Below are 16,698 nucleotides of genomic sequence, written 5' to 3'. Positions count from 1 at the left end.
TCCGTGGTGGCTGGACGACGGTCGATCTGCCCCTCGTCAGCATCCGCAACACCGGTTGGCCCAGTCCCTCGATTGGGCCAACCGTGTTCGCGTCGGGATGGATGGATGGTCGGGGCGAGAGGATTCGAACCTCCGGCCTCACGGTCCCGAACCGTGCGCGCTACCAAACTGCGCTACGCCCCGATTGAGCGGCCGGAACCTAGCTCCCGGCCCCGAGGCTGTCAACGAAGGAAACGAAATACTTGGTAGGCGTCCGCGCTCTCCGCGACGCCTGGGGTCCAGGGGCCGATCCGCACGGCCCCGTCGGTGTCCGGGGGTACGCACGCGTCGTCTCCGAACGGTAGGGGACGCAGCCCGAGCGCTGCAGCCTGGCCCGCCACGGCCGCCCCCTCCTCGGCCAAGGGTGAGCACACCGCGTAGCACACCACCCCACCTGGGCGCGCCAACTGCGCCGCGTTCGCGAGCAGCCGCGCTTGGAGCGCTCCCATGCGCTCCGGGTCGTTCTGGCTCAGCCGCAGCAGCAGCTCGGGGCGCCGGTGGAAGGTGCCCACCCCCGTGCAGGGCGCGTCGATGAGCACGCGGTCGAAGCGCCCCTCGAGCCCCGCGCAGCCCACGGCCAGGTCCGCGCACACCAGCTCGACCTCGGTCTGGCATCCCACGTGCGTGAGCGCCGCCGGGATCTGCTCCAGCCGCGCTTCGTGCAGCTCGAAGGCGCTGACGTGTCCGGTCGCCCCGACGGCCTCGGCCAGCAGCAGCGTCTTCCCGCCCCGGCCGGCGCAGGCGTCTGCGATGCGCTCGCCGGGCTGTGCGTCCACCAGCTGGGCGATGAGCTGCGAGCCGATCTCCTGCACCACGAAGTCGCCCTCGTCGAAGCCCGGCAGGCGGCGCGGGTCACCGGCCCGCTTCACGCGCAGGGCACGCGGCGAGGCGGGGAGGGTGTCGAACACAGGGCCGCCCCGCTCGCCGTCCGCGGTCGGCCCCTGGCCTGCGTCCGCGGTCGACCCCGGGCCCGCGTCCGCGTCGGCTTCCACGAGGGCGGCGTCTCGCAGGCGCTCCAAGACCTCGGCCACCTCGCGACCCGCCGACACGCGCAGATCGAGGGGGGGGGGCAGCACTCGCGCGCGCGTCAGCGTGTCCGCGCGCTCGGCCCCCAGGGATGCGATCAGCGCCTGCTCGAGCCACGCCGGCAGGGCGACGCGCTCGGGGGGCGCCGGCTCACGCGGGCGATCGGCGGCCAGGCCGCGCAGGACGGCATTCACGAAGCCTGCGACGCGCTGGCCGCGAGCCTCGCGCACGGCGTTCACGCTGGCGTTCACCGCGGCATGGGGGGGCACGCGCGAGAGGTGCTGTAGCTGGTACAGACCCACGCGCAGCGCGGCGCGGGTGAGCGCGTCCACGCGCCCCGAGCGCTTCATGCGGGTCGCGAGGCGTGCGTCCAGCCACGGCAGGGTGCGCAGGGTGCCGTAGACGATCTCGGCGGCCAGCGCCGCGTCTCGACCGCTCGCCCCGCGCCGCTTCAGCTCGGCGTCGAGCGCCCGGCTGGCCCACGCGCCCTCTTGATCCACCCGGCGCAGCACCTCGATGGCGACGGCGCGGGCGTCGGCGCTCAGGGCGCGCTGCTGCTCTCGGGGGTGTCCGGCCATAGGCGCTCGATGTCGTTCTTGAAGGCGATCGCCATCATGAGCAAGAGCAACACCAGCCCCACCAGCCCGGCCTGCTCGCGGCGGCGGCGTGAGATGGGGCGCCGCATGACGGTCTCGATCAGGAAGAACAGCAGGTGCCCTCCGTCGAGCATGGGGATGGGCAGCAAGTTGAGGATGCCCAGGTTCACGCTCACGAACGCCATCAGGCGCAGGTAGTCGCTGGCGCCCGCGCGCGCGGCTCGGCCGGTCTCCTCGTACACGCTGATGGGCCCGCCGATGGACTTGACCGTGATGCGCCCTTGGAAGAGCCGCAGCAGCGAGTAGAGGGTCAGCTCCACCATGCGACGCGTCTCGTCGACGGCGACCCGGGCGGCGTACGCCAGCTGGCTGTCGGGCGGGACGGCGGGCAGGATGGTGACCGGCCGGAAGCCGTCGACGCCGATCACGACCCGATCGTAGATCTCGCCGTGGGGGGTGGTGCCCTGCACGCGTGGCAGCACCAGCGTGCCTTCGTGCAGGCGGTCGCCGCGACGCCAGACGATGTGGTGGTCTGCCACCTCGTGGCTGCCGAGCAGGTCGACGACGTCGGCCCACACACGCACCACGTGCTCGTCCACCGCGATGATGCGGTCGCCCGGCCGAAGCCCCAGCTGGTGCTCGGCCGAGCCGCGCTGCACGCGCGAGACGTAGGTGGCGGCGCTCTCGAGCCCCACGCGGTGCAGCGGGTCCCCGTCGCCCGGAGGGACCACCAACGAGGTGAAGTGTGGCCGGTAGACGTCCAGCTCCACCAGACCCCCGAGGGCCCCCTCCACCCGCTCGGGGCGCAGCAGCGTCACGGGCACCAGCGAGTGCACGTCGAGCGGCCGGCGCGTCTGGCGCAGCTCGTCGATGCGGGTGCCCCCGAGGCCCAGGATGCGGTCGAAGGTGCGGATGCCCGAGCGAGCCGCGACGCTGGCCGGGGAGGTCACGCCCACGACGGGCAGCGGGCTCGCTGGGCTGATGCCGACGAGCCCCACGCGCTCGACCACCCCCAGCTCCGGGATGCGGGGGCTCTCACCCGGTGCCGCCAGGAGCACCTCCACATAGCGCTGTCGCTCGCCGTGGCCCGCGTCGTCCGCGCGCTCTCGCTCCACCTCGAACACCACCAGGTCGCCGGGGTGCTGCCGGACGATGTGCGACACGGCGCTGAAGGTGGACACGGGCTGGCCATTGACCGCGACGACGCGATCGCCCGGGAGCAGCAGCCCGTCGGCGGGCATGCCGGGGCGCACCGAGCCGACCTCCGCCGGGGTGAGCAGTGCGTCGGCGCCCAGGGTGACCAGGAAGAACAGGGCCAGCGGGAAGAAGAGGTTCATGGCGGGGCCCGCCAGCACGATGATCACGCGGCGCCACACGGCCTGCGCGAAGAAGCTGCGCGGACGATCCTCGGGCTTCACGTAGTCACGCGGGCTCTCCCCGAGCATGCGCACGTAGCCCCCGAGCGGGAGCGCGCCCACTCGGTACACCGTGTCTCCCCACTTGAACGAGGCGAGGGTGGGTCCGAACCCCAGACTGAACGTCTCGACCTTGACCCCGAAGAGCTTGGCCCAGGTGAAGTGCCCCAGCTCGTGCACGAAGATCAGCACGCCGACGAGGATCACGAAGTAGACGAGGTTCATGCGAAGGCGGCGGATCGGCGGGCGCGGGTGGACGGGACGCGGGTGGACGGGACGCGAGGGGCGGGGACGCGCGTCGTAGAGGCGATGTAGGTGCTTGGGCGCTGCGGGCCAACTCGACCCTTGGGGTGTATCCTGTCATGAAATGCCGGCCGGCGCGTGCCGCCGCCCCATCCCCCCCCGCCCGACCAAGGACTCCACCCATGAAGACGCTCTCTCCAGCGCCGCGCGCGACGCATCGCCGCGACCTCTTCGCGCTCTTGACCCTCGCTCCCCTGGCCGTCGCCCCCCTCGCGGGCGCCGTGGTCGGGTGTGGTAGCAGCGGCGGGCGCTTCGAAACCAACAACTGCCGCGACTTCGACAGCGCGAACTGCGTCGAGGTCGAGGGCGGTGACTCGGCGGCCCTGTTGGCGGCCGTGAACGCGCTCGAGAGCGACACCACCATCATCCTCGGGCCGGGCACCTTCGAGCTCGACAACCAGGTCACCATCCGCAACGCGGACGGCATCAGCTTGGTGGGGCAGGGCATGGACGCGACCACGCTGTCCTTCACTTCGGCCGCCGCGCAGATCAACGGCGTCGACGTGGTCGCCGACGACTTCCTGGTGCAGGACCTGACGGTGCTCGACGCGCCGAAGGATGGCATCCGCGTCGAGGACAGCGACGGCGTCACCTTCCGCCGCATCCGCGCTACGTGGACCAACCCCGGCCGCTCGAGCAACGGCGCCTACGGCATCTACCCCGTGAAGAGCCAGAACGTACTGGTCGAGGACAGCGAGGCCTCGAACGCGTCGGACGCCGGCCTGTACGTGGGCCAGTGTCAGCACGTCGTGGTACGCCGCAACACGGTGCGCGGCAACGTCGCGGGCCTCGAGATCGAGAACACGCAGTACGCAGACGTCTACGAGAACCACGCGGAGAACAACACGGGCGGCATCGTGGTCTTCGACCTGCCGGGCAACCCCATCGTGGGCCGCGACGTGCGCCTGCGCGACAACGTCATCATCCGCAACAACGGCCGGAACTTCGCGCCTGGCGGCACGGTCTCCGAGATCCCGCCGGGCACGGGAACGTTCGTGATGGCCTCGCGCCGCGTGATGGTCGTCAACAACCGCTACGAGGAGAACAACGCCGTCGACATCGCGGTCATCAGCGGCATGATCGTCGAGCCCCTGCCGGAGAACTGGGAGCTCCCCACGGCGATGCTCGTGGGCGACTGGGACGACCTGGGCCTGCTCGAGGGTGCCACCCCGGGCACGATCACGAACTTCCGCTCCGAGAACATCGTCGTGTCGGGGAACATGCACGTGAACCCTGGCTCCCGCTACGACCTCACCATCCGGTTCGGCCAGCTGCTGGCGGTGCTGTACGGGTCGGACCCCACGGACTCCGTGCTCTACGACACCATCGGGGAGTCCATGTTCGACGAGAACGTGCCGGCCAACAATTCGAACGACAACCACATCTGCGTGGGCGGCAACACCAACGGGACGTTCGCCAGCTTCAACGGCGAGGCACAGCTCATGAGCCCCGGCTCGCCCTTCTTGCAGCTTGCCACCGCGCCCTTCGCCCCGTTCGACTGCACCACCCTGAACGGTGGTGAGCTCGTGGTTCCGGAGCTTTGATGCGGATGCGGCGCACGACCCTCCCCGGCTTACGCGCCTGTGCGCGGCGGCTGCTCCTGCCGACCCTGTCGCTGCTGTGTGCGCTCGGCGCCAGCAGCTGTGGCGGGGACTCCGGAGGGGGCTTCAACCCGTCGCACGCACCGCGTGTGTCCCTCACGGGGGCGACCCCGGAGCGGCTTTCGGAGTACAACCTGCTCGCCTACGACGGCGACGGGCAGTTCCGCTACAACACGCGGGTCGTCCCGTACGACCTGAACACGCCGCTCTTCTCGGACTACGCGCTGAAGAACCGCGCCATCTACGTGCCCGAGGGCAGCAGCGCGACCTACACCGACGATGGCGTCTTCGACTTTCCGGTAGGGACGGTGCTCATCAAGAGCTTCTCCATGGCCGCGGACTTCCGCACTCCGGAGCTGAACCGCACGCTGGTGGAGACGCGCTTGTTGATCCGCTTCGAGGACGGCTGGCGCGCGTTTCCGTACATCTGGGACGAGGCGCAGGAGGAGGCCTACTACAGCCCGGCGGGCGAGGTGCGTGAAGTGCCGTTCATCGACGCCGAGGGAGAGCCGCAGGTGGCCAACTACCTGATCCCTCAGCGCAACCAGTGCCTCAGCTGCCATCAGCGGCGCGTCGACGGCGAGACGCTGACGCTGCCCATCGGGCCGAAGGCGCGCAACCTGAACCGCGACTACGACTATGGCACCGACGGGGGCGTCCAGAATCAGCTGACGCGCCTGGCCGACGAGGGGCTGCTCAGCGGGTTGCCCAGCCTGAGCGAGGTGGACGCCGCCTACGCCTTCGCTGGCATCGAGGCCAACGGTGTGGGGGCGCTCTCCGGAGCCGAGCTGGACGACGCCGCGCGCAGCTACCTCGATGTGAACTGCGCGCACTGCCACAACCCGAACGGTGTGCAGGGGGTGACCTCGCAGCTCTTCCTGAACTACGAGAACACCGACGACTTCCGCCTGGGGGTGTGCAAGCGCCCTGGGAGCGCGGGCTCGGGCACCGGCGGCTTCACCTTCGACATCGTGCCGGGCAACCCGGACGAGTCCATCCTCATCTTCCGCGTCGAGACGGAGGAGGTGGGCGCGATGATGCCGCTCTTGGGGCGTTCGCTGCAGCACCGCCATGGGGCCGCCCTGCTGCGTGCGTGGGTGGAACAGATGCCGGCCAACGACTGCATCGGTACGCCGTAGCGCCGCGTCCGTTCCGCCAACGCGGCGGGGTGCGCGCCTGGGATTCGTGACGAGCTTGGAATCTTTTCCGGGCTCGTTTCGTCTCAGCCCGCGTCCGGCGCGGTGGCTCGGGATGCGTCGGGGTGAAACACACGGGGGCTGAGCGTATGCTCCCCCCATAGAGTTCATGACACGCGCGCACACTACTCACTCTCCTGATGTCTCGTGCACGGGGCGTCGTCCAGCGGGCTCGCCAGAAGGTCGAGTGTCTTTGGTGGCGACCCTCGGGGCGCCAGCCCGAGCGGGTCTCCGTCGATCCGAGCGACGCGACCCGACGCTCGTGGGCGCCGCGGTGCTCGTGGGCCCTTGGGCGCGTATTGGCTGCGCGGCGCTGGTTGCTCTCTCGCTGCTCCCGGGCGCGGCGCGCGCGCAGCAGCGCTTCGGCGACTACGCGGACGAAGCCACCGAGGTGAGCGGCTCGCTGCTGGAGCTGGCGAACCCTGTGCTCGAGAACTGCCATGCCTTGTCCGGAGCGGCCCGCCGGACTTGTACCGTGCGCGTGCGCAACGCATCCCGCGAGCTCAACGGCCACACGTACCTGTACTCCATGCCCGCCGGGCAGCACCTGCGCTTCGATCCGTACGAGCCCATGGGGGGAGGCTTCCGCGTGTACCTCGAAGGGTTCGAGCAGCACGACGACACGCGGGTGGTGGCGACCCGTGAGACCGCTTCGGGCGTACTACCGGCGCACACCGTGGCCCAGGGGTTCTCGGTCGTCCCGGCGAGCGCTGCGGCCGCCTTCCTGACGCAGAACGTTGCCGAGCGCCTGGTGCTGCGCATCGTGTTCCGCTTCGGAGACACGTTCCGCGACGGTGAGCGGCAAGGGGTGGAACTGAACCTGGTCGCCGCCCAGGTCTACAACGACAGCACGGGCGGCGTGCTGCTGGACACCACGCGCACCCCAGGCCCACCCCAGGAGCCCCACGTGCTCGACCGGCGGGTGCGCCTGTGGGACAGCAACGGCCACGCCGAGGCGCTCTGGCGCGCCCCCGACGGTCGCCGCTTCGTGTTCCACGTGGAGAACCAGCCGCTGCTGACGCCGCCCAATTCCAGCGCGCCGCTGCTGAACGCCTGGCATGGCGCGCGCCGGCAAGGGGTGGTGCACTTCATCGCGCCCTGCTGCACCGCGAACGTGTCCGTCGCGCCCCGCGGTCCCGACACCCTGACGGTCATCATCACCGAGCGCGCCCCCCAGGGGAACGTGCCGGGCCAAGGGCAGGTGGCCGTCATCCGGTTCGTGCCCGCGCGTGGCATCTTCCGCGTGGTGGCCCGCTGGCGCGGGAGTAACACCGAGCGGCCGCCCGCGTGGGTCCTCGACCCGAACGCGCCGCTGCCGAGCGAAGACGACGTGGCCGCCGAAGGGCCTGCCGAGTCCGAGGTCACCCAGGCCGCGAGCGAGTGACGACGAGCGGCGCGCGGGCCGCCTGTCGCTCCCGAGGAGCTCAGCGGAACACAGCGGCGCGGTAGTAGCGCAGCTCTTCGATGCTCTCGAGGATGTCGTCGATGGCGCGGTGGTTGCCGCGCTTCCCGGGGCGCTTGCTGTAGGCCTCGGGGTACCAGCGCTGGGTGAGCTCTTTGACCGTGGACACGTCGATCATCCGATAGTGCAGAAAGGCGTCCACCAGCGGCATGTACAGCGCGATGAAGCGCCGGTCTTGGTGGATGGAGTTCCCGGCCAAGGGCGCCGTGCGCGGGTCACAGTGCTCCTGCAGGAACGTCAGCACCTGCGCCTCCGCGTCGCCTTCCGAGATGGTCGACTCGCGGACGCGGTCGGTCAGGCCGCTGGCCCCGTGGTGCTTGGTGTTCCACTCGTCCATCGCCGCCAGCAGCTCGTCTGGCTGGTGGACCACCACGTTGGGCCCCTCGGCGACGATGTTGAGCTCGCCATCGGTGATCAACATGGCGATCTCGATGATGCGCTCGCGCTCGGGCACGAGGCCCGTCATCTCGAGGTCTGCCCACACGATGCGGGCGGCGCGGGGGTCCTGAACTGCGGTCTCGTCCATGTCCCTCTGGTATCTCACGCCCTGCCCCGGGCGTCACCGCGTAACGACGTGCACGGCACGTCACGTGGATCTCGGCGGGGTCGCGCGCTATGGCGCACCGCATGTCCTCCGCTGCCATCGGAACCGACCTCGCGCTCGCCGCCGATCTGATCTGCGACGGCGAGCTGGTGGGGATGCCGACGGAGACGGTGTATGGGCTGGCGGCCAACGCGTTCGACGAGGCCGCCGTGCTGCGCGTGTTCGACGTCAAGCGGCGCCCCAGCTTCGATCCGTTGATCGTGCACCTGGCCAGCGCCGCGGGGCTCGGCGACGTGGCCCGGCTGGACGCGCTCGCCCCTGCCGTGCGGGCCCAGGTGGAGCACCTGACCGAGCGCTTCTGGCCAGGGCCGCTGACGCTGGTGCTGCCCAAGGTCGCGGACCTGCCCGATCTCGTGACGAGCGGGCTCGACACGGTGGCCGTGCGCGTGCCCGACCACGAGATGGCGCGGGCGCTCATCGTGGTGTCTGGCGTGCCCCTCGCGGCGCCCAGCGCGAACCCCTTCGGCTACATCAGCCCCACGACGGCGGCTCACGTGGTGGCCCAGCTGGGGACGGCCGTGCCCTACGTGCTCGACGGGGGCGAGTGTGGGGTCGGGGTCGAGAGCACGATCGTGGCGCCTCCCTTGCCGGGTGTGTCCGAGGAGTGGACCGTGCTGCGTGACGGGGGGCTCCCGCGGGAGGTGCTGGCCGAGCTGCTGGGCACGACGCTGCGTGACGGCACGCTGAGCGGCGACGAACAGCGGCCGGCCGCGCCGGGGCAGCTGGTGTCCCACTATGCGCCGCGCACCCCGCTGCGGCTTGGGGCCCTGTCCGCGTTGCTCGAAGACGCGCTCCAGGCTCAGCCAGATGCGCGCGTGCACCTCCTGGCGTTCCGCGACGTGCCCCATGCGCTGCGGCGTGATGGGGGCGGTGCCACGGGGGCGGGTGACGCAGAGGGCGGCACAGGCGCGCGCGGCGCTGGCGACGCCCGCGGGGCGGGTGATGCGGAGCGTGGGACGGGAGCCCACGGCGCCGTGGCGGAGGTCGCGCGCGCCCTGCAGGAAGGCCGCGTGACGCTGGAGTGTCTCTCGCGCGATGGCGACCTGCACGGCGCCGCTCGTGCGCTGTTCGCGGCCCTGCGCCGGGCCGACGTGCTGGGAGCCGACCTGATCCTGGCCGAGCCGGTGCCGGACGATGGCCTCGGCCGGGCGATCAACGACCGCCTGCGTCGTGCGTCGGCGCCGGCGTCCCATCCCTGATAGGCTGCCGGCCGATGGCCCGAGACCGAGTCGTGTTGGTGGACGGGAGCGCGCTCCTCTACCGTGCCTTCTTCGCGCTACCCGCCAGCTTGGCCACCACGAGCGGGGTGCCCACCAACGCCACCTTCGGCTTCGCAACGATGTGCCGCAAGGTCTTCGCGGGGCGTCGCCCGACGTTCGGCGCCGTGGTGTTCGACGCGCCTGGACCCACCTTCCGAGAGGAGCGCTTCCCCGCGTACAAGGCCCAGCGACCCAGCATGCCGGCCGAGCTGCGCGCCCAGCTCGAGAACATCGACCGCGTGGTGCACGCCTTCGGGCTGCCCAGCCTGCGCCTCGCGGGGTACGAGGCGGACGACATCATCGCCACGCTCACGCGCGCCGCGCTCGAGGCGGGCCACGAGGTGCACATCGTCTCGGGCGACAAAGACTTCGCGCAGCTCGTGGGCGAGCACGTGCGCATGGTCGACACCATGCGGGACGTCACGTACGACGCGGAGCTGGTGCGCAAGAAGTGGGGGGTGCTCCCCGAGCGCATGGGCGACTACCTGGCCCTCGTCGGCGACAAGGTGGACAACGTGCCTGGCGTCCCGGGCATCGGGCAGAAGACCGCCGTGACCCTGCTGGAGCGCTTCGGCTCGCTGGAGGGCGTCTTGGCCGGTGCAGCCGAGCTGAAGGGCAAGCAGCGCGAGAACCTGACCGAGTTCGCGGACCAGGCGCGCCTGTCTCGTGAGCTCGTAGCGCTCGACGAGCAGGTGCCGTTGGCCGAGACGCTCGCGGAGCTGCGTCTTGGCGATCCCGACGCCACGGTCGTCAATGCGCTGTTTCGTGAGCTCGAGTTCTTCTCGCTGTTGGGCGCCGAAGAGCCCAGCGAGGGGGCGGGGGCGGAGGAGCCCGTGGGGCACGTGGCGGAGGACGCGGCGGCGCTGACCGACTTCTTCGCGCGCGCCGCGGAGGGCTTCGCGCTGGACGTGCTGTTCGACGGGGCTTCGCCCGCGACCGCCACGCTGTGTGGTGTGGCCGTGGCCACACGGGACGAGAGGCTGTACATCCCGGCCGACGCGTCCAACGAGCTGCGTTCCGCCCTACGTGACGCGCTCGAGGACGAGCAGTGCCCAAAGGTCGTGCACGACACGCGCGACGCCTACAACGTGCTGGAAGCGCACGGGCTGGGACTGCGGGGCGTGACGCTGGACACGCAGCTCGGGTCCTACCTGATCGACCCCACGGCACACCTGCCGCACGAGCTCGACCAGGTCGCGCGCGCCTACCTTCAGCGCGTGCTGCCCGCGCTCGGGCCGTCCGCGGCGGGAGGGTCGGGCGGGGCGCGGCGCGCGCGTCCCGCGGCGGGCGACGTCCCGGTCTCGGGCCAGGCGGCCTTCACCTGTGCCCGTGCTCAGGCGGTGGCGGAGCTGGGGGGGGTGCTCGGCGCGCAGCTGGAAGAGCACGCCCAGCGACGCATCCACGACGAGCTGGAGCTCCCGCTGGCGCGCGTGTTGGCGGACATGCAGCGCGCAGGCGTGCGCGTCGACGCCGAGGCGCTGTCCGCGCTGAGCGTGGAGTTCGAGGCGCGCAAGGCCGAGATCGAGGCGGACATCTACGCGCTGGCGGGCCGCGAGTTCAACCTGGCGTCGCCGAAACAGCTGGGCGAGGTGCTCTTCGACGAGCTCGGCCTGCCGGTGCTCAAGCGCACGAAGACGGGCTACAGCACCGACGCGTCCGTGCTCGAGCGGCTCGCGCCGAAGCACGCCATCGCCGAGAAGATCCTGCGGCAGCGCGAGCTGGCCAAGCTCATCAACACCTACACCGAGGTGCTGCGCGCCGCGATCGACCCGCACACAGGGCGCGTGCACTGCACCTTCCAGCAGACCACCAGCGCGTCGGGGCGGCTCATCACGACCGAGCCCGACCTGCAGCGCACCCCCATCCGCGGCGAGGACGGCAAGCGCATCCGGGCGGCCTTCGTACCGCGCGACGGCTGGGTGATGGTCTCGGCCGACTGGAGCCAGATCGAGCTGCGCCTGCTGGCGCACCTGTCCGACGACCCGGCGCTCACCGCGGCGTTCCGCGAGGAGCTCGACGTGCACCGGCGCACCGCCGGCGAGATCTTCGGCTGCGCGCCCGACGAGGTGACGCGCGAGCAGCGCAACGTCGGCAAGACCGTGAACTTCGCCACCATCTACGGCCAAGGGGCCACGGCCCTCGCGCAGTCCCTGGGGGTCACGCGCAACGAGGCCAAGGCCTACATCGACCGCTACTTCGAGGTGTACGGGGGTGTTCGTACGTGGCTCGACGCGAGCATCGCCGGGGCGCACGCGTCGGGCTACGTCGAGACGATGGTCGGGCGCCGGCGGCTCATTCCCGAGCTCACCAGCGGTGACCCGGCCACGCGCGCCTACGGCGAGCGCATCGCCGCCAACACGCCCATCCAGGGCAGCGCCGCGGACCTGTGCAAGCTGGCCATGCTGCGCATCGCGCGGGGCATGGCGGGGGACGGCCTCGACGCGGCGATGGTGCTGCAGATCCACGACGAGCTGCTCTTCGAGGTCAGCCCCGCCCACCTCACGGCGCTGGTGACGCTGGTGCGACGCGAGATGGAGCAGGTGTGGCCGGAGCTGCGCGTGCCGCTGGTGGTCGACGTGGGCCACGGCGCGTCGTGGGAGGAGGCGCACGGGTGAAGGTCACACGCGTAGACGGGCTGAGCGGGGTCGACGCCGCCGCGTGGGACGCGCTCGCCGGCGAGGACGACCCGTTCGCGGAGCATGCGTTCCTGTCTGCCCTCGAGGACTCCGGGTCGGTGGGTGGGCGCTCCGGCTGGCGCGCGACGCACGTGCTGGTGCACGACGAGGGCAGGCTGGTGGGGGCCCTGCCGCTGTACCGCAAGGACCACAGCTACGGCGAGTACATCTTCGACTTCGCCTGGGCCAACGCCTCGTCGCGGCTGGGCGCGCCGTACTACCCGAAGCTCGTCGCCATGACCCCGCTCACGCCCGCGACGGGCACGCGCTTCCTGGTGCATCCCGACGCGGATCGTGAGCGCGTGGTGTGTGCGCTGCTGGACGGCGCCATCGACGCGGCGGCTGCGCTGCGTGCTTCGTCGGTGCACCTCAACTTCCTGAACGCGAGCGAAGCCGACGAGGTGGCCGCGCACGGGGGCTATCTGGCGCGCACCACGCACCAGTTCCACTTCCACAACGAGGGCTACGCGGACTTCGAGGCGTTCGTCGCCCGCTTCCGCTCGTCCATGCGCAAGAAGCTGCGCAAGGAGCGCCGAGCCGTCGCGGAGAGCGGGCTGGACGTGGGCGTCGTGGCCGGTCCGCAGCTGAGCGAAGACGACTGGTCGCGCCTGCGCCGCTTCTACCTGGACACGTGCTGGCGCAAGGGCAGCGAGCCCTACCTGACCGAGCGCTTCTTCACGTTGCTGGCCGAGCGCTGCGCCGCGAGGGTGCTGGTGGGCTACGCCCGACGTAACGGTCTGCTCGTGGCAGCGTCACTCAACTTCCAGAAAGGCAAGCACCTGTACGGTCGGTACTGGGGCTGCGAGGAAGACCAAGAGATGCTCCACTTCGAGCTCTGCTACTACCAGCTGATCGAGCACGCCATCGCCCACGGGATGACGCGCTTCGAGGCCGGCGCGCAGGGGACCCACAAGCTGCGGCGCGGCCTGATGCCCAGCGCCATCCACAGCGCGCACTTCATCGCGCACCCCGTGCTGCGTGACGCCGTGGCCGACTACCTGCCGCGTGAGCACGCCGCCGAGCTGCGCGAGATGGAGGCCTTGGCCGAGCACGGGCCCTTCCGTCGCGGAGACGAGGCATGAGCTTCGCCCTCGCGACCTTCTTTGCGTGGCTGGCCGCCGTCGGCGCGGCGTGGACGCTACGCAACCGCTACTTCGCCATCTTCGTGGCGGTGCTGACGGGGCTCGAGGGGCTGGTGGCCTCTGCCTACGAGCCCTTCGTGGGGCCCCTGCGGCCGCTCTTCATCGCGCTGCACGTCACGGTGCTCATCCAGGTGCTCTCGCTCACGCGCCCGGCGCTGCGCCCCCTGTGGTTCCGCGCGCTCGTCAGCTGGCCCGCGTACTACTTCCTGGCCGCCATGCTGCTCGGCTTCTTCTGGCTGCCGCTGCTCTTCGCGTTCCATGCGCCGCTCACGGTCGCGCAGGCCGTGATCCTCGGCGTGCCCTTCGTGCTCGCCGCGGTCGGCATGTGGCAGTCGCTCGTGGGGCGCGAGTCCACCGTGAGCCTCTCGCTGGCCGACGCGCAGGCTACGGGAGAAGCGCTCGCGCGGCACACGCCCGCTGCGCCTACAGCGGCCCTGAAGGCCGCCGAGGGGGCGCGCCCCCTGCGCGTGGTGCAGATCACGGACCCTCACCTGGGCCCCTTCATGAGCGTGCCGCGGCTGCGGCGCATCGTGCAGCGCGCGGTGGCGCGTGAGCCCGACCTGGTGGTGTTGACGGGTGACTTCCTCACGATGGAGTCGCAGGCGCGCGAGGACTACCTGGCCGACGCGCTCGCGCCTCTCACCGCGCTGGAGGGCCGCGTGTTCGCGTGCCTCGGCAACCACGACCACGAGGCGCTCCACATCGTGACCAACGCGCTGGCCCGCGCGAAGGTGCGGCTCTTGGTGGACCAGAGCGCGCTGGTGGACACGCCGGCTGGCCCCGTGCAGGTGGTGGGCGCGGACTTCCACTTCCGCGACCGCGCCGCGCATCTGGCGCGAATCGCGCGCGAGCACCCCCGCGTGCCCGGCGCGCTGCGCCTGTGGCTGCTGCACGACCCGGGCGCGTTCAAGCGCATCCCGCGCGGCGAGGCGGACCTGGTGCTCAGCGGTCACACCCACGGCGGCCAGGTGGGCGTGCTGTCCCTCGGGGGCAGCTGGACGCCCGTGTGGTCCATCGCGAAGATCCCCGACCACGGGCTGTTCGCGCGTGGTCCCGACCGCCTCTACGTGCATCGGGGCACGGGGCACTACGGCTTCCCGTTGCGGCTGGGCGTGCCGTCCGAGCAGAGTTTGCTCGAGGTGCATCTGGCGCCGTCCAGCGCCCCTGAAGCCAGCTGACGCGGGCCTGCCTGCGCTGGGCACGCCGGGGCAGGCGCCCCTGCAGCTCGCGGGAGGCGAGCCTGCCCCGGGCACGCGGTGGCCATTGGTCCTGGGATCTGCTCCGCGCGCGTCAGCCGCCGGGTCGCGTCCATCAGCGCTCCCCAGCGCGCAGCATCTTCTCGAGCGCGGCGTGCAGGCGCGGCTTGGCCTTCACCTCGACCACGTCGCCGTGGGCCATCACCACGCGCGTGAAGTCCAGCGCCAGCACCTCGCGCGCGCTCGCCGCGGCGGCTGGCTTGTCGCGCATCATGTGGCGCACCTCGGAGCTCTGCGCGAACACACCACGGGCGCCCACCGCGCGCAGGATGAGCCCCGTGAGCAGCCCCTTGGGCTCGCGCACGTGGAACACGAAGTCGGTGACCACCAGCGTCTTGGACGCCGGGTGGAACAGCAGGCACTCCCCGAGCATGGGTGTCCCCGCCAGCAGCACACCCGTCACGTCGTCCGGGAGCCCGTCGGGCAGCACGCTGTGCGCGGGCACGGGGCGCCGTAGCTTGGCGAGCTTCTCGGGCAGGCCAGGCGCGAGGTGGACCTGTGCCTGCGGCCAGCGCGAGACGGCCTGGTCCAGGAAGAGGTGGTGCAGCCGGTTCGGGGCGACCAGGTGCTCGACCGGCCCCAGCTGCTCCAGCTCGGCCGCCAGCGCGTCCGTGATCGCGAGCGGGGAGATGAGCATCAGCCCGCCGGTGCGGAGCCGCAGGACGGTGCAGCGCACGGGCAGGTGGAACCCGGGGACGACACGCAGGCTGCTCTCGAGGCCGAAGACGCCGTCCGCGAGGGGGGTGAGGTGGATGTCGGTGGTCATGCGAGGGCTCCGGGGTTGGGATGTGAATAGTAAAGTGTCATTGACTAAAATAGTCAACCTTGCTGGACGAAAATGTCCCGGGCGCGCATGCTGGACGCGTGACGAAGCGCCGCGCCTCCCCCGTGACGAAGCGATCTCCGCGAGCCCTGGGGCAGGCCGCTCCCGTCGAGCCCGCGTCGCCTTCGTTCGCCGCGGAGCTGACCGCACACAAGCGCGCGAGCACGGGGCAGCTGTTGGTCCGCGCGGCGCGCCTGGTGAACGAGCGGGGCGTGGCCCGGGCTGGCGACGTCTTCGGCCTGCCCATCCGCGCGGCGCACCTGAGCTTGTTCCCGCACCTGGACCTCGACGGCACGCGGCAGACCGAGCTGGCGCGCCGTATGCGGGTCAGCAAGCAGGCCGTCCACCAGCTGGTCGCGGAGCTCGAGCAGTTCGGGGTGGTGGAGCGCGTCCCCGACCCGCGCGATGGGCGGGCCACCCTGGTGTGCTTCACGGACCGTGGTGCGCGGGCCCTGTTCGATGGCCTGGCCGTGCTGGGCGAGCTCGAGGTGGGCATGCGAGAGGCGCTCGGAGAGTCACGCATGGCTGCGCTGCACGACGCGCTGCTCGCGCTCAACGACTGGCTCGATACGACGGAGACCAGCGGCTGACTGCGCTACAGTGTCCGCGTCATGTCGTCACGTCCCCTCGAGCGCGCTGCGCTCCCGCTCGCCGCCCTCGCCTGGCTGCTCGCTCCGCTCGCCGTGGGTCCCGCGCTCACCGCCTGCACCAAGGGCAGCAGCAACCTGCCGCTGGTCATCAACGAGGTGCACGCGACCCCGCCCGAGTGGGTCGAGATCGTCAACCTGAGCGATCAGCTGCTGCCCTTGCGTGACGTCCAGCTGACCGGCAGCGACGAAGATGGGCGCCCGAGCGACGAGCGTGCACAGCTCCCCGACATCGCCATCTTGCCTGGCGAGCACCTGGTGGTGGCGCTCGGCAAGTTGGACGCGGACAGCGAGCTGCACGGCGCACGTGAGTGCGGCATCGAAGGCGTGAGCGAGTGTGCGTTCGCTGCCTTCCGAGTGCGCGCGGACGCGGGCGAGACAGTGCACTTGTTCGAGAACGCGCGCCACATCGACGCGTTCGTCTACGAGCCCCGCGGGGCGGGTCTGGACGAGACCCAGTGCCGCCTGCCCGACGGCACCGGCGACATCATGGTGTGCGCGCCTACGGCAGCGGCTCCGAACGCGCCCGTCGCCACGCCCTGAGTCCATCCCGGCGGGAAGGGGTCGCGCCGTGCCGGAAATCGTCGCGGCGCCCTTGACGCGCCCGTCTATTGACTGTAGTTCAATAGCAGGCGATGCGTCGCCACCACGCAC

13 protein-coding genes and 1 tRNA gene are annotated in these 16,698 nt (G+C 71.2%); 9 read left to right on the top strand and 5 right to left on the bottom strand.

Going from position 1 to position 16,698, the window contains the following annotated elements; all coding sequences use genetic code 11:
• Positions 1 to 106: 106 nt before the first annotated feature.
• The 3 genes from H6726_28880 to rseP form a co-directional block, all read right to left on the bottom strand.
• Positions 107 to 183, bottom strand: a tRNA-Pro gene (locus H6726_28880).
• 38 nt (positions 184 to 221) lie between these two features.
• Positions 222 to 1,643: a hypothetical protein gene (locus H6726_28875; protein MCB9661695.1), complete on the bottom strand. Its 1,422-nt coding sequence runs from the start codon at positions 1,641 to 1,643 to the stop codon at positions 222 to 224.
• Entirely contained in the window at positions 1,607 to 3,301 is a 1,695-nt protein-coding gene (gene rseP, locus H6726_28870; protein ID MCB9661694.1) for an RIP metalloprotease RseP, read from the bottom strand. Before rseP ends, H6726_28875 begins: the two co-directional genes overlap by 37 nt.
• Before the next feature lie 200 nt (positions 3,302 to 3,501).
• On the opposite strand from rseP, the gene H6726_28865 reads away from it, so the two are divergent.
• From H6726_28865 to H6726_28855, 3 genes are all read left to right on the top strand, one after another.
• Entirely contained in the window at positions 3,502 to 4,923 is a 1,422-nt protein-coding gene (locus H6726_28865; GenBank protein MCB9661693.1) for a right-handed parallel beta-helix repeat-containing protein, read from the top strand.
• Between the two features lie 5 nt (positions 4,924 to 4,928).
• Positions 4,929 to 6,119: a hypothetical protein gene (locus H6726_28860; GenBank protein MCB9661692.1), complete on the top strand. Its 1,191-nt coding sequence runs from the start codon at positions 4,929 to 4,931 to the stop codon at positions 6,117 to 6,119.
• A 253-nt stretch (positions 6,120 to 6,372) separates the two neighbouring features.
• Positions 6,373 to 7,560: a hypothetical protein gene (locus H6726_28855; GenBank protein ID MCB9661691.1), complete on the top strand. Its 1,188-nt coding sequence runs from the start codon at positions 6,373 to 6,375 to the stop codon at positions 7,558 to 7,560.
• 40 nt (positions 7,561 to 7,600) lie between these two features.
• Here the strand turns inward: H6726_28855 and orn are convergent, their stop codons facing one another.
• Positions 7,601 to 8,164: an oligoribonuclease gene (orn, locus tag H6726_28850; GenBank protein MCB9661690.1), complete on the bottom strand. Its 564-nt coding sequence runs from the start codon at positions 8,162 to 8,164 to the stop codon at positions 7,601 to 7,603.
• A 101-nt stretch (positions 8,165 to 8,265) separates the two neighbouring features.
• On the opposite strand from orn, the gene H6726_28845 reads away from it, so the two are divergent.
• The 4 genes from H6726_28845 to H6726_28830 are packed head-to-tail and all read left to right on the top strand — an operon-like array spanning position 8,266 to position 14,496.
• Entirely contained in the window at positions 8,266 to 9,441 is a 1,176-nt protein-coding gene (locus H6726_28845) for a threonylcarbamoyl-AMP synthase (GenBank protein MCB9661689.1), read from the top strand.
• 14 nt (positions 9,442 to 9,455) lie between these two features.
• Positions 9,456 to 12,116 carry a DNA polymerase I gene (gene polA / locus H6726_28840; protein MCB9661688.1) on the top strand — a complete coding sequence of 887 codons (2,661 nt, stop codon included), beginning with the start codon at positions 9,456 to 9,458 and terminating at the stop codon, positions 12,114 to 12,116.
• Positions 12,095 to 13,258 (top strand): N-acetyltransferase, encoded by a 1,164-nt coding sequence (locus H6726_28835; protein MCB9661687.1) that lies wholly within the window; start codon positions 12,095 to 12,097, stop codon positions 13,256 to 13,258. The genes polA and H6726_28835 overlap by 22 nt, the downstream gene beginning before the upstream one ends.
• Entirely contained in the window at positions 13,255 to 14,496 is a 1,242-nt protein-coding gene (locus H6726_28830; protein ID MCB9661686.1) for a metallophosphoesterase, read from the top strand. Before H6726_28835 ends, H6726_28830 begins: the two co-directional genes overlap by 4 nt.
• A gap of 133 nt (positions 14,497 to 14,629) precedes the next feature.
• Here the strand turns inward: H6726_28830 and H6726_28825 are convergent, their stop codons facing one another.
• On the bottom strand, positions 14,630 to 15,340 hold the full coding sequence (locus H6726_28825; protein ID MCB9661685.1) for a DUF4336 domain-containing protein: 711 nt from the start codon (positions 15,338 to 15,340) through the stop codon (positions 14,630 to 14,632).
• 197 nt (positions 15,341 to 15,537) lie between these two features.
• On the opposite strand from H6726_28825, the gene H6726_28820 reads away from it, so the two are divergent.
• Both H6726_28820 and H6726_28815 read left to right on the top strand, forming a co-directional pair.
• Positions 15,538 to 15,987: a MarR family transcriptional regulator gene (locus H6726_28820; GenBank protein MCB9661684.1), complete on the top strand. Its 450-nt coding sequence runs from the start codon at positions 15,538 to 15,540 to the stop codon at positions 15,985 to 15,987.
• A 21-nt stretch (positions 15,988 to 16,008) separates the two neighbouring features.
• Positions 16,009 to 16,587, top strand: a complete 579-nt coding sequence (locus tag H6726_28815) for a hypothetical protein (GenBank protein ID MCB9661683.1) — start codon at positions 16,009 to 16,011, stop codon at positions 16,585 to 16,587.
• The last annotated feature ends 111 nt before the right edge of the window (positions 16,588 to 16,698 follow it).

It is taken from the genome of Sandaracinaceae bacterium, assembly GCA_020633055.1.
Lineage (GTDB): Bacteria > Myxococcota_A > Polyangia > Polyangiales > Houyiibacteriaceae > JADJJE01.
Note: the sequence above shows the minus strand (reverse complement) of the source record. Positions and strands in the feature narration are given on the sequence as shown.